12 protein-coding genes are annotated in these 12792 nt (G+C 61.8%); 7 read left to right on the forward strand and 5 right to left on the reverse strand.

Annotated features, from left to right (window positions below; genetic code table 11):
* Positions 1-366: 366 nt before the first annotated feature.
* Positions 367-1233 carry an aldo/keto reductase family oxidoreductase gene (locus tag LT42_RS07635; protein ID WP_037011271.1) on the reverse strand — a complete coding sequence of 289 codons (867 nt, stop codon included), beginning with the start codon at positions 1231-1233 and terminating at the stop codon, positions 367-369.
* Positions 1234-1344: 111 nt separating this feature from the next.
* Between LT42_RS07635 and LT42_RS07640 the strand changes: the two genes are divergently transcribed.
* Positions 1345-2244 (forward strand): LysR family transcriptional regulator, encoded by a 900-nt coding sequence (locus tag LT42_RS07640; protein ID WP_037011272.1) that lies wholly within the window; start codon positions 1345-1347, stop codon positions 2242-2244.
* 178 nt (positions 2245-2422) lie between these two features.
* On the opposite strand, the gene LT42_RS07645 is transcribed toward LT42_RS07640, so the two are convergent.
* Positions 2423-2695: a DUF2790 domain-containing protein gene (locus LT42_RS07645; protein WP_037011274.1), complete on the reverse strand. Its 273-nt coding sequence runs from the start codon at positions 2693-2695 to the stop codon at positions 2423-2425.
* Between the two features lie 513 nt (positions 2696-3208).
* Between LT42_RS07645 and LT42_RS07650 the strand changes: the two genes are divergently transcribed.
* The 3 genes from LT42_RS07650 to LT42_RS07660 are packed head-to-tail and all read left to right on the forward strand — an operon-like array spanning position 3209 to position 7093.
* Positions 3209-3661 carry a (2Fe-2S)-binding protein gene (locus tag LT42_RS07650; protein WP_037011275.1) on the forward strand — a complete coding sequence of 151 codons (453 nt, stop codon included), beginning with the start codon at positions 3209-3211 and terminating at the stop codon, positions 3659-3661.
* A gap of 11 nt (positions 3662-3672) precedes the next feature.
* Positions 3673-5865: a xanthine dehydrogenase family protein molybdopterin-binding subunit gene (locus LT42_RS07655; protein ID WP_037011277.1), complete on the forward strand. Its 2193-nt coding sequence runs from the start codon at positions 3673-3675 to the stop codon at positions 5863-5865.
* A gap of 10 nt (positions 5866-5875) precedes the next feature.
* Complete coding sequence (locus LT42_RS07660) at positions 5876-7093, forward strand: cytochrome c (RefSeq protein WP_037011279.1); 1218 nt, start codon at positions 5876-5878, stop codon at positions 7091-7093.
* Positions 7094-7166: 73 nt separating this feature from the next.
* Here the strand turns inward: LT42_RS07660 and LT42_RS07665 are convergent, their stop codons facing one another.
* Positions 7167-7562 (reverse strand): ester cyclase, encoded by a 396-nt coding sequence (locus LT42_RS07665; RefSeq protein WP_037011281.1) that lies wholly within the window; start codon positions 7560-7562, stop codon positions 7167-7169.
* Between the two features lie 202 nt (positions 7563-7764).
* Here LT42_RS07665 and LT42_RS07670 point away from each other — a divergent pair, with 202 nt between their 5' ends.
* Positions 7765-8202, forward strand: a complete 438-nt coding sequence (locus LT42_RS07670) for an NUDIX hydrolase (protein ID WP_208855890.1) — start codon at positions 7765-7767, stop codon at positions 8200-8202.
* A gap of 142 nt (positions 8203-8344) precedes the next feature.
* Here LT42_RS07670 and LT42_RS07675 read toward each other — a convergent pair whose 3' ends face one another.
* Together LT42_RS07675 and LT42_RS07680 are read right to left on the reverse strand one after the other, a co-directional pair.
* Positions 8345-9016, reverse strand: coding sequence for a hypothetical protein (locus LT42_RS07675; protein WP_037011284.1), 672 nt, complete (start codon positions 9014-9016; stop codon positions 8345-8347).
* 175 nt (positions 9017-9191) lie between these two features.
* On the reverse strand, positions 9192-10526 hold the full coding sequence (locus LT42_RS07680) for an aminotransferase-like domain-containing protein (protein ID WP_037011286.1): 1335 nt from the start codon (positions 10524-10526) through the stop codon (positions 9192-9194).
* Between the two features lie 140 nt (positions 10527-10666).
* Here LT42_RS07680 and LT42_RS07685 point away from each other — a divergent pair, with 140 nt between their 5' ends.
* Entirely contained in the window at positions 10667-11563 is an 897-nt protein-coding gene (locus LT42_RS07685; protein WP_037011289.1) for a DMT family transporter, read from the forward strand.
* A 107-nt stretch (positions 11564-11670) separates the two neighbouring features.
* On the forward strand, positions 11671-12705 hold the full coding sequence (locus LT42_RS07690) for a LacI family DNA-binding transcriptional regulator (RefSeq protein ID WP_081955335.1): 1035 nt from the start codon (positions 11671-11673) through the stop codon (positions 12703-12705).
* The last annotated feature ends 87 nt before the right edge of the window (positions 12706-12792 follow it).

A 12792-nucleotide genomic window follows, 5' to 3' on the forward strand; every position in this document is an offset into this window, starting at 1 on the left:
GCTGGGGAACGCGCTTCCTCGCAGACATACACGTTGACTGACACGCCGCCTTCGCCAGCAAGCCGGCTCCTACAGAGCACCTGCGTAGCATCCGGTGGCAAGGTCGGGCCCGCCATCTTCCTGGCTAAAGCCAGTCCCACCAAGGCACCGCGTATAAACAGTAGGACCGGCGTTGTCGGCACAACCCGATACTGTAGGAGCCGGCTTGCTGGCGAACGCGGTTCCCAGGAGACATACCCGGCGACTGACACACCACCTTCGCCAGCAAGCTGGCTCCTACAGAGCACCTGCGTAGCATCCGGTGGCAATGTCGGGCCCGCCATCTTCCCGGCCAAAGCCGGTCCCACTAACGCAGCGCAATCGCGCTCAAGCACCTTGCCCGTCGAGTTCGGCGAGCATTTCCTGTGGAATCACCAGCTCGGCAGCGCTCAGGTTTTCGTGCAGGTGCGCCACCGAGGACGTGCCCGGGATCAGCAGCAGGTTCGGCGCCCGCTGCAGCAACCATGCGAGGGCCACGCACATCGGCGAGGAGTCGAGGCGCAAAGCGACATCCGACAAGGTTTGTGATTGCAACGGCGTAAAGCCGCCCAGCGGAAAGAACGGCACGTAGGCAATGCCCTGCTTGCCGAGTTCGGCGATCAAGTGCTCATCGTCCCGATGCGCCAGGTTGTAATGATTCTGCACGCAAACGACATCGGCAATGCTCTGCGCCTGGGCGATTTGCTTCGCGCTGACGTTGCTCAGGCCCAAGTGATGGATCAGACCCTGCTGCTGCAATTCGGCCAGTGCCGTGAACTGCGCCTCGATCGACAGCTCATCGGGCGAATGCCCGGTGCCCCAGGACCGGTAATTGACCACCTGCAGCACATCAACGCCCAAATTGCGCAAGTTGTCATGCACCGCGCTGACCAGTTCGGCCGGGCTGTTGGCGGGATTCCATGAAGCATCTGTCCCGCGTGATGCGCCGACCTTGGTCACGATCAACAGCTCGTCCGCATAAGGATGCAACGCCTCACGGATCAATCGGTTGGTGACGTGAGGGCCGTAAAAATCGGACGTATCGATGTGATTGACGCCCGATGCCACCGCTTCCCGCAGTACGGCAATGGCGCCAGCGTGATCCTTGGGCGGCCCGTAAACCCCCGGTCCGGCCAGTTGCATGGCGCCATAGCCCATGCGATTGACGGTGCTGCCGCCGATGGAAAAAGTCCCTGCTTTACTCGCCTGAGTCATGGGTGACGCCTCGTTGATCGTTGCTGTAAGGGTGGATGCAGCGACTATAGGCGTTGACCGCTACGCTGATAATCAGGTGCAATCGGCACGGGCTGTACGAGTGAGCGGACAATGGCAACAGACATTCAGGATTTGCTGTCTTTTGTGGCAGTCGTCAACGCAGGCGGCTTTCGCGAAGGAGCGCGCTTGAGCGGCAAGTCGCCGTCAAGCCTCAGCGACGCAGTTCGCCGCATGGAATCGCGGATGGGCGTGCGTCTGCTCAACCGCACCACGCGCAGTGTCGTGCCCACCGAGGCCGGCGCGCGACTGATGGAGCGCATCGTGCCGGCCCTTGGCGAGGTCGAAGCGGCGCTGGACGTGGTCAATGATTTCCGCGATCGCCCCTCGGGCACGCTGCGGCTCAACGTCCCGGTGAGCGCCGCGCGGCTGATCCTCCCCTCAATCATCACGCCGTTTCTGCAGGCGCACCCCGACATCCGCATGGAAGTCATTACCGAAGAAAGCTTCGTCGACATGCTTGCCGCAGGATGCGACGCGGGCATCCGCTACGATGATCGGCTCGAGCAGGACATGATCGCCGTGCCGATCGGCCCGCGCGTCCAGCGTTTCGCCACGGCCGCATCGCCTGCCTATCTGAATGCCAGGGGCCGCCCGCAACACCCGCGCGAACTGCTCGATCACAGTTGCGTGCGCGGCAAATTTCCCAGCGGTTCAGTGCCATTGTGGGAATACGAGCGTGAGGGTGAACAGGTCCGCATCGACCCTCGCGGTCCGCTGACCGTGCGCATCGGCGGCGCCGTCGACCTGGCCGTGCAAACCGCTGTCGACGGGCTCGGCATGGTGTATCTGTTTGAAGACTGGCTGCGGCCGTACATGGACAGCGGCACGCTGGAGCCTGTGCTCGAGCCATGGTGGCAAACCTTTAGCGGCCCGTTTCTTTATTACCCCGGGCGGCGTTATTTGCCGTCTCCGTTGAAAGCGTTCATCAACTTCATCCAACAGATGCCCTGAACGCGAATATTGTCGGCGCCTGCTGCGCACTTAAAATATAAACCGGCGCGAAAGCTTAAACAGCAATACCTCGAAGGGAAGTTGTTCCGCGACCAAATAACAGGCAAAAAAAAACGCTGCATTCAATGCAGCGTTTCTTTTGTAGCGTTTGTAGTTGAAGCCGCCAGGGCACTGGCGATCAACCATTTTGACGACCGTAGCCCATGGTGGTGTAGTCAAGGCTGTGGGTCACACCAGCGTGGTCAACATAAACCATGGTGGATTGCACTGGACCATCTACTTTCTGTGGGTCCTGAGCAGTCTTGGTGCTGATGACCTTGGCAATGTCCAGGCCTTTGTGCTGGTTGTACTGCTCTACCTGAGTCAGTGGCGCATGTTGTGCGGCGGGAAGTTCGCCAGCGGCTGCAAAAACACTTACAAGGGACAGGGCGGCGAAGGCTAATACTTTCATGGTGGTTCTCCAGAAGTTTGCTTAAGTAGTCAGTGAGCAAAGCGCTTGTCGTTTTGCTTCTGGGGCCCATTCTGTTCGCGATCCGCGTTGATGATAAATACTTAAAATCGATACAGCCCATCACTGGTATCGATGCGCATTTTGATTACATCAACTCTGGCAATAGATTATTACCCGAACTGGGAGGAAGCATACTTTTGGGAGTGGGTGTAGGACTTCAAGTCGTATTTTGGTGCGGCGCCCTATCGGCCTGCCTGCTTTCGGCGCAGCCGCGTGACAGGCATTAAATAAACGTGAAATCGTGAAATATTTTTTAACGTATTTAAACAAAAGGCCGGATGAACGTACTACCATCCGCTTCGCTGACTCGTGACCACCCCATGATCCCGAACAGACCCCTATAAAGCGCTGGCCATCGGCACGGCGCTATCAAAACAAACCGAAGCCTTGATGCCCTTCCGCGACACTGCTCGTGGTGGAGTGCGTCAACCGTGATGACCTTCTGAGGTTGCGATGCAGAAATTGATGATTAACGGCCAGGAGCACGACCTGGATGTCGCTGACGACATGCCATTGTTGTGGGTCCTGCGCGACGTGATGGGCCTGACGGGCACCAAGTACGGCTGCGGCATCGCTCAGTGTGGCGTGTGCACCGTCCACCTGGATGGCCAGGCCGTGCGTTCATGCGTGCTGCCGGTCAGCGCAGTGGCCGGGCGCAAGGTCACGACCATTGAAGCGGTCGGCGAGCAGCCGGTGGGTCAGGCCGTACAGCAGGCCTGGCTGGCGCATGAAGTCGTGCAATGCGGCTACTGCCAGTCGGGGCAGATCATGTCCGCCGTCGCGCTGTTGCAGCAGCACCCCAAAGCCAATGACGAGCAGATCGTCGACGCCATGTCGGGCAACCTCTGCCGCTGCGCCACTTACACCCGCATTCGCGCCGCCATCAAAAGCGTCAGTCAGGCCTGAAGGAAGTCATCATGTCCGAATCACATTCATCTGCCGCGATGCTCTCGCGTCGCGGGTTGCTCAAGAGCGGCGCACTGCTGGGCGGTCTGGTCATCGGCACTTACCTGCCGGGGACAATCACTCGCAGCTTTGCCGCCGAGGCAGTCAAGGGCGCCAGCCTGGGCGCCAACGCCGAGCAGGGCTACGGCGCATTTGTGCGCATCGATCACAGCGGCGCCGTCACGCTGATTTCGCCGAAGATCGAAATGGGCCAGGGCGTCCAGACCGGCATCGCCATGATGGTTGCCGAAGAGCTCGAAGTACCATTGAGCCAGATCACCATTACCGAGGCTCCGCCCAATGCCGCGCTGTATACCGACGCCCTGCTGAGCTTCCAGGCCACCGGCGGGTCCACCTCCACACGCTACAGCTGGGAGCCATTGCGCAAGGCCGGCGCCGCCGCGCGCATCGTGCTTATCCAGGCCGCCGCGATGCGCTGGAAAGTCGCGCCGAGCCAGTGCCATGCCGAGAACGGTCGGGTCATTGGCCCCAACAACCTGAGTGCCGGTTACGGCGAGCTGGTTGACGCCGCCGCAGCGCTCCCGTTGCCCTCCGACATCCCGCTCAAGCCGATCAGCGAATTCAAGCTGCTGGGCAAGCCGGTGCAGCGACTGGACACCCCCAACAAGGTCAACGGTACGGCCAAATTCACCATCGACCTGCAAGTGCCGGGGATGCTGATCGCGTCCACCCTCACCTGCCCGGTCCATGGCGGCAAGCTGCGCGGCCTGAAGAATGAAGACGCCGCGCGCAAGATCGCCGGGGTGCGCGACATCGTTCGCCTGGACAATGCCGTTGCAGTCACGGCGAGCAACTTCTGGTCCTGCCAGCAAGCGCTGAAAGCGTTGGACATCGAGTGGGACATGGGCCCTCATGCAAGCCTGGATTCGGCCCAGCTGGACAAATCGCTGTTTGATGCCAGTGCGGGTGACGGCGTGTTCGCGCACCAGTCCGGTGACATCGCCGGCGCGCTGAAAAACGCCTCCAGCCGCTTCGAAGCTATCTACGAGCAACCTTTTCTTTCGCACTCGCCCCTTGAGCCGATGACCTGCGTGGCCCATGTGCGCGCCGATGCGTGCGAGCTGTGGGTGGGCTGCCAGGCGCCGGGGCTGGCGCAGATGGGCGCCGCGAAAGTCTGCGGCATGCCGGTCGAAAAAGTGGTCATCCACAACCAGTTGATCGGTGGCGGTTTCGGCCGTCGTCTGGAGTCCGACTTCATCTTCCAGGCGGTGGATATCGCTCGCCAGTTGAGCTACCCGATCAAGCTGATCTGGAGCCGCGAAGAGGACATGACCCACGACCGTTATCGTCCGCACTACGTCGACCGCCTCAACGCCGCGCTCGACAAAGACCTGCGCCCGGTCGGCTGGGAACATCGCATCGCCGGGGCCTCGGTGATGGCTGCCTACATCGGATCCTTGCCGCCCGATGGCGTCGACGGTGATGCCGTTGAAGTGGCCAAGGACCCGATCTACACCCTGCCAAACCTGCAAGTGCGCTACATCCGCCACGACCCGGAGGTGATCCCGGTTTCCTGGTGGCGCGGCGTCGGTCCGCTGCGCAGCACGTATGCCATCGAGTGCTTCATCGATGAGCTGGCACACAACGCCAAGGTCGATCCGGTGAAGTACCGACTGGCACTAATGCAATCCCAACCCCGCGCCCAGGCCGTGCTGACCAAGGCGGCGCAACTGGTGGAGTGGGACAAGCCACTGCCTGCCGGTGCCGGTCGTGGCGTGGCGGTGACGGCGGTGTTCGGCAGTTTCGTCGCGACCATCGTCGAGCTGGAGAAACAGGGCGACAAAGGCTTGCGGATCACGCGGCTGTTGACGGTCATCGATTGCGGTTTTGCCAACAACCCGACGTCCGTTGCTTCGCAGATGGAAGGCGGCACGCTGTTCGGCCTGTCAGCTGCGCTGTTCAACGAAATCCTCATTGAGAAAGGCCAGGTGCAACAGACCAACTTCCATGAATACCGGCAGATCCGCATGAGCGATGCGCCGCCTGTGGAAGTGCACATCGTCGACAGCGTCGAGACGCCTGGCGGTGTCGGCGAGACTGGCGCGGTGCCCGCTGCGGCGGCGCTGGTCAATGCCGTGTACGCCGCGACCGGTGTGCGCGAACGTCGTTTGCCGTTGAGCCGCTTTGGCTATTTCACTGTTTGAGGAGCGCGTCATGAAAGTTTTCAACACTGCGCTCGGACTCGTGGCCGGCTGCCTGGCGAGCACCGTTTACGCGAGCGACACCGCGCCCATGAGCAAGGGCGAGTACCTGACCCGTGCTGCTGACTGCGTGGCCTGCCACGTCGTACCGGGCGGCAAGCCATACGCTGGCGGGCTGGAATTCAAGTTGCCGTTCGGCAGCCTGTATTCGCCCAACATCACCCCGGACAAGGAAACCGGCATCGGTAACTGGACCGACGACGAATTTGTCGATGCCCTGCAAAAAGGCGTCGGCAAGGATGGCAAGCATTACTACCCGGCCTTCCCTTACACCTCGTACACGTTGATGCCCCGCGAAGACATTCTGGCGATCAAGGGCTATCTGTTCAGCCTGGAGCCGGTCAAGCAGGCGCCGCCCGAGAACAAGATCGGCTTCCCGTTCAACCAGCGCTGGGGAATGATGTTCTGGAACGCGATCTTCGCCTCCAACGAGCGCTTCGTCCCGGACAGCAAACAGTCCGCTGAATGGAACCGCGGCGCGTATCTGGTTCAGGGCCCGGGCCACTGCGGCGAGTGCCACACCCCGCGCAATATCTTCCAGGCCATGAGCACCGGCAACTCCCTGGCCGGTGCAGAGCTGGGCAACTGGCAGGCCTACAACATCAGTTCCGACGCCAAATACGGCATCGGCGCGTGGCCTGAAGAGGCCATCGTCAGCTACCTGTCCAAAGGCTACGCTGCCGGTTTCGGCGGCGCGGGCGGGCCGATGGGTGACGCGGTCGAGCACAGTCTGCGCTACCTCGACCCCGCCGACCTGAAAGCCATGGCGGTGTACCTCAAGAGCACGCCGGCGCGAAGCGAAGGCATTCCCCGGCCGTCCATGGTCATGAACGATGCGGCCCTGCAAAAAGGCCTGGGGCAGAAGCTGTTCAACGACACCTGCGTGGCCTGCCACCAGCTCGACGGCAGCGGGAGGCAGTCGCCGGCAGGCGGGTTGGCCGGTCTGAAAACCGTCAACGATCCAAAAGGGCGCAATCTGGTCGCGACATTGCTGGAGGGTCACACCCCAACGGCCGACCGCGTCGATCAGCGCATGCCTGATTTTGCCCGAAGCTACAGCGACGCCGAGCTGGCGGCTGTCAGCACCTTCGTGCTGCGTCGCTTCGGCCAAAGCAATGGCGAAGTCAAAGCGGAGGATGTGGCGAAGAATCGCGCCAGCGCGTTGCACTGACAGTCGGTGCTGATGCTGACTGGCTGCCCGCGCGGGTGGTGAGTCAGCAGCGCCTCGACGCGCTCAGGCGGTGTCAGGTCATCAGTACCTGCGCCGCCACCGTCGCCTTGTCGATGACCGACTGGACAGCGACGATCCGCCCCGCCTCGAACGTGTAGAACACGTTCTCTGTAAACCTCACCCTTCTGCCGTTGACCGGTACATCGAACAACTCACCTGCGGGCGTGCAGTCGAAGCACAGGCGCGCAGCGATACGTGGCGGCTCGGCGATCAGCAGGTCGATGACGAAGCGCAGGTCGGGGATGCGGCGAAAGTCCTCCTCCAGCATGCGCCGATAACCGTCCAGCCCGACGCGCTCCCCGTTGTAACGCACGTGCTCGTCCACGAAGTCACCCAACGCCAGCCAGTCCTGACGATTGAGGCAGGCGATGTAGCCTTGGTACGCCGCTTTGAGTGATGCAATGTCCATGGCTGCTCCTGAATGTTGTGGAACGCAAGTAGCACGCGGCGCTACTGTGGGACCGGCTTTAGCCGGGAAAAAGCCAGTATGAATAATGTTAAATTTGCAGTGTGGCGCATGATGTCTTCCCGGCTGAAGCCGGTCCCACTTGAGTACGCGCTGTTCCTGTGGGACCGGCTTCAGCCGGGAAGTGTTAACTTGAGGGGATCTAATGACCCAAGGCCTGACCCTCTCCATGCACCCTCCCTTTTCAGGCGCAAAAGTGGCCATTCTGTGCAATGGCATGCTGTTGACCTACCAGCGCGACAATAAGCCGGACATTCCGTCGCCTAACCTGTGGGACTTGCCCGGCGGCGGGCGCGAAGGCGAGGAGACGCCGGAAGACTGTGCCGTGAGGGAAACGCTTGAGGAGTTCGGCATCGTCCTGGACCCTGCATCATTCATTCACAAGCAGGTCTACCCCGGCCAGGGGAACAACGGTCTCGACACCTGGTTTTTTGTGACCGAGGTGCGTGAAGGCCTGTTCGATGAGGTGGTCTTTGGTGATGAAGGCCAGCGCTGGCAGGTGATGCCGGTTGAAAGCTTCCTGGCGATGGACAATGCCGTCGACCGTCTGCAGCAGCGCTTGCGCGAATTCCTGACGCAGTGATTGAGCACGCAATTCGGACGCCGAGCCCAGGCGCTGCGCAGGCGCGCTCGTCCGCAATACGACCCCTCAGGGCACAGCGATCACGGATGATTCTCAGCGCCGGATACGCCCACTGATACCCTGAGCAGCGATGCGTAACTGATCAGTTGCTCGCCACTTCCGCCGTATGACCGGTGGTCACCAACGCCTTGAGCGAGGCGTCGAATTGCTTCAGTGCATTGATCTGCAAATCACGTTGCTGATTGATCTGCGCAGCGATCTCTGGCGCGGCCTTGTCACGAACCCACACCGAGTTCAATTCCTTGAAACCCAGGCCTTCGGCTTTGCCAATGAATTGCAGGTTCGAGTCGTAGAAGGTTGCTGCGAAGCGCGCCTCGACCTGCGAGTTGCGTTTGGACACCAGGCGATTGTAGGTATCAAGCATCACCACAACATCAGGGCGCGCTTGCATCAGCGCATCCAGATTCTCGTAGACCGTCACCGACGCAAATTCTTTCTGCAGTGAGCCCTTCAACCAGTCCACCGCCAGCTTCGGATCGGAGCTGCTGATAAAGGCGTCACGGATCCGTGCATCGAGCGCGCCATTCTTCACACCCTTCAGTGCCACCGCATGGTAGCGCTCAAGGTATTCAAGGGTGCTGACGGTGTTTTCGCTGTAGAGCACGCCGACGCTCTGAGACGAATGAAGCGCCACACGGCTTTCAACCACCGGCAGCAAGTGGCAGGCTTCGGCATCGGCAGCATGAGCAGCGCCCGTTGCGGCGAAACCGCTGGACAGCACGGCGACAAGGGTCAGCAGGGTTGAAAGTCTCATCGCGTGGCGTCCTTCTAAAGCAAGTTCGGTATGGGGCCATCCTCCTTCCTTTCGGAAAAAAAGAGAACGCACCTGCCGTGATGGTGACTATCGATTTCCGGAATGGTAGTCAGGCTGAGAAACACCCTTACCGATGCGTCAACAAAGCCGCTCGCCATCCGCCCTTCCACGCTGCTCAGTAGACATACCGGCCGATCGTGCTGGCCACCTCGCGCAATGCCCCAGCCAACGCTTCACGGTCCAGGGAACCCAACGCCAGCCGTATCGCATGGGGCGCCGCGCTGGTGGTCGCGAAAGGCTCGGCGGGCGACACCGCGACGTTCCTGCTCAACAGCTCTCTCACCACCTGATCCGCCCTAGCATCCTCAGGCAGTGGCAGCCACATAAAGTAGGACGCCGGGTGACTGACGACGTTCAACCCGTTTAGCAGCTGCCGCCCCAGTGTTTGTCGGGCTTGGGCATCGTGGCGTTTTTCGGCCTCCAGGCGCAGAACGGTGCCGTCCTCAATCCAGCCGCACACCAGCGCGGTCATCACGCCCGGCGTGTTCCAGGCAGTCGCCCGGATCGCGCGCTCAATGGCGGCAATTCTGTCCAGCGGGGCGACCACATACCCCACCCGCAAACCGGTGGCGACGTTTTTCGAGAAGCCCGACACGTACACCGTCAGTTCAGGGGCCAGGGCCTTCAACGGCGGCGGCGCGTCCTCGACCAGAAACGCGTACGCCGCGTCTTCGATCAGCAGCACATCACGCTGCCGGGCGATGGCAATCAAACGCGCTCGCCACGACACATCCATGACCCAACCCATCGGGTTGTGCAACGTCGGCATGGTGTAAACCGCTTTGACGCGTCGTTGCTGGCATAGCCGTTCGAGGGCATCCAGATCCGGCCCGTTACACGTCAGAGGGATCGGCAACAGCTCCAGCCGGCAGGCCTCAGCCAGGACTTTGAAGCCCGAGTAGGTCAGCGCGTCCACCGCAACCACATCACCCGGTTTCAGCAAGGCCATCACGGTGACGGCCAGACCCTGTTGTGCGCCGCTGACGATGACCACCTCCTCTGCCTGAACCGCCAGGCCGCGTTCAGCCAGATGCCGAGCCATGCAGGCCCGCTCATGGCCACGACCGGGGTGGGGCTGGTAGCGCAACAAGGCGTCCAGATCACCGGACAGCGCCAACTGCCGAAGACCGGTGCGCAGCAGATCGGCCTGACCCGGCAGCGTGGGGTAATTGAAATTGAGGTCGAGTACGCCCGGGGCGGTGGCGTGCTGATGGACTCCGTGGCTGAGCGGCAGGCTGATTTCCCGAACAAAGGTCCCCCGTCCGGTCTCGCCGCTGACCAGCCCCATGGCTTCAAGCTCAGCGTACACCCGGGACGCGGTGACCAGCGCGAAGCCCTCTTGCGCGGCCAGCTGTCGATGGGTCGGCAGGCGCGTTCCCGGTGGAAGTTTGCCAGCCGCGATCTGAGCAGCGAGCCGGTCGACCAGCGATTTGTAACGGGCGCGGGGCATGACACTGTATCCATGACAATTTTTTGATTGTGCCGAGTCTGCGCTTTAGGGTGCCAAGACGAAACCAAGCTCGCCCATCCTTCCGACAAGCTGTCGCGCTCATGTACGCGGTGCGCTCGTCCCCTCAAAGGCTCGCCCTCATGGAACACTCCTCAAAGCTTCAGCCGCTTGCTAATCGGCCCCAGATGGGTGGATGGCTTAACGGGATCATCGGCGTGATCATTTTCAGCGGATCGCTGCCGGCCACCCGGATCGCCGTGCTGGAATTCGCGCCGCTGTTTCTGACCGTGGCGCGGGCGTCCATCGCCGGTGCTGTCGCGCTGTGCCTGCTGTGGCTGTTGAAAGAACAACGTCCCCGGCGCCAGCAGTGGTTCGCGCTGTTGATAGTGGCCAGCGGCGTGGTGGTCGGCTTTCCGTTACTCACTGCACTGGCTTTGCAGCACGTCACGTCGGCGCACTCCATCGTCTTCATCGGCCTGCTGCCGCTGGCCACCGCCGTGTTCGCCGTGCTGCGTGGCGGCGAGCGTCCCCGGCCGACGTTCTGGCTTTGTTCGCTGCTGGGCAGCGCGCTGGTCGTCGGCTTTGCCTGCGCCCAAGGTCTGGCGGCTTCGCTGACCGGCGATCTGCTGATGCTGCTGGCAGTGGTGGTCTGTGGTCTGGGCTACGCCGAGGGTGCCAAGCTATCCCGTAGCCTGGGCGGTTGGCAGGTGATTTGCTGGGCATTGGTGCTGGCCTTGCCGCTCATGTTGGTGATGACCGCCATCAGCGCGCCGCCCTCGCTGTCAGGTATCAGCGCACAGGCCTGGTGGAGTCTGGGCTATGTGTCGCTGTTCAGCATGCTGATCGGGTTTGTGTTCTGGTACCGAGGCCTGGCACAGGGCGGGATCGCGGCGGTTGGCCAGTTGCAGTTGTTGCAACCGTTCTTTGGTCTGACACTGGCCGCGACGCTGCTCGATGAACGCGTGAGCCCGGGCATGCTGGGCGTCACGGCGGGAGTCGTGCTTTGCGTCTTGGGAGCGCGCCGGTTTTCAAGCTGAACGCGCGAGATTTTGCACCCACGCAGCGATCATCGACCCTGTATATTTCGACGACCGGGCGCTCAACGACGCGCCCTCGCCCGGATAGCAGGACGACAGCCGACGTTATGAGTGTGAAAGATCAAGACAAGCCCGCCGCCGTGCCCCGCATGGCCGATGTGGCCAGGCTCGCCGGCGTGTCGAAGATGACCGTGTCGCGGGTGTTGGCCGGACGCGATGTATCCCCGCAAACCACCCGGCGCGTACAGGCCGCCATCGACAGCCTCGGTTATGTGCCCGATGCCTCGGCCGGCGCATTGTCCAGCGGGCGTTCCGAGTTCGTCGTGGCGCTGGTGCCGTCGCTGGTCAGTTCCAACTTCGCCGACACTGTTCGCGGGCTCAATGACGTGCTCGGCAAACACGGCTTGTGTCTGCTGCTGGGCGACACCGATTACCACCTCGACGAAGAAGCCTTGCTGGTGCGCACGCTGCTGCGGCATCGTCCGCTGGGCATCATGCTCACCGGCGGTTCACACCTGGACAGCACCCGCCAGATGCTGCTGCAGTCGCAAGTGCCCGTGGTCGAGACCTGGGACGTGCCTGACAACCCGATCGAGCAGTCAGTGGGTTTTTCCAATGTTGAAGCCGCGGCGAGCATGGTTCGTCACCTGCACGACAAAGGCTACCGGCGCATCGCGTTCATCGGCGGAGCGTCGGTGCTGGATGATCGCGGCCGGCAGCGCCAGCGCGGTTACCTTCAGGCCCTCAGTGCACTGGGTTTAGCGCCTCGGCTGATTGAGCACGGCGAATCGCCGATTACCATGAGCCACGGCGGCGAATCGGTTGCCCTGCTGCTGCAGCAATGGCCGGACACCGATGCGGTGATGTGCGTGAGCGATCTGTCGGCGTTCGGCGCCGTCATGGAATGCCACCGTCGCGGGCTGAAGGTGCCGGGCGATATGGCCGTGGCCGGCTTCGGCGATTTTGAAGTGTCGCGTTACTGCACCCCGACCATTACCACCATTGCGGTCGACCCTTACGACATCGGGCGTCGCGCGGGTGAATTGCTGGTGGCCGCCGCCCGGGACCGACGCGAAGGTCAGCCGCGCAGTGCGCAGCAGGTTGTCACCGGGTATCTGATTCTGTCGCGGGAAAGCACCTGACCGCCTTCGTCCGAATTGACGTGTCTTTGTCAGGAGACCTGAAACGAAAAATGCCGGCTCATCGCCGGCATTTTTCATTTATCGCAC

The organism is Pseudomonas lutea, from assembly GCF_000759445.1.
Taxonomy (GTDB): domain Bacteria; phylum Pseudomonadota; class Gammaproteobacteria; order Pseudomonadales; family Pseudomonadaceae; genus Aquipseudomonas; species Aquipseudomonas lutea.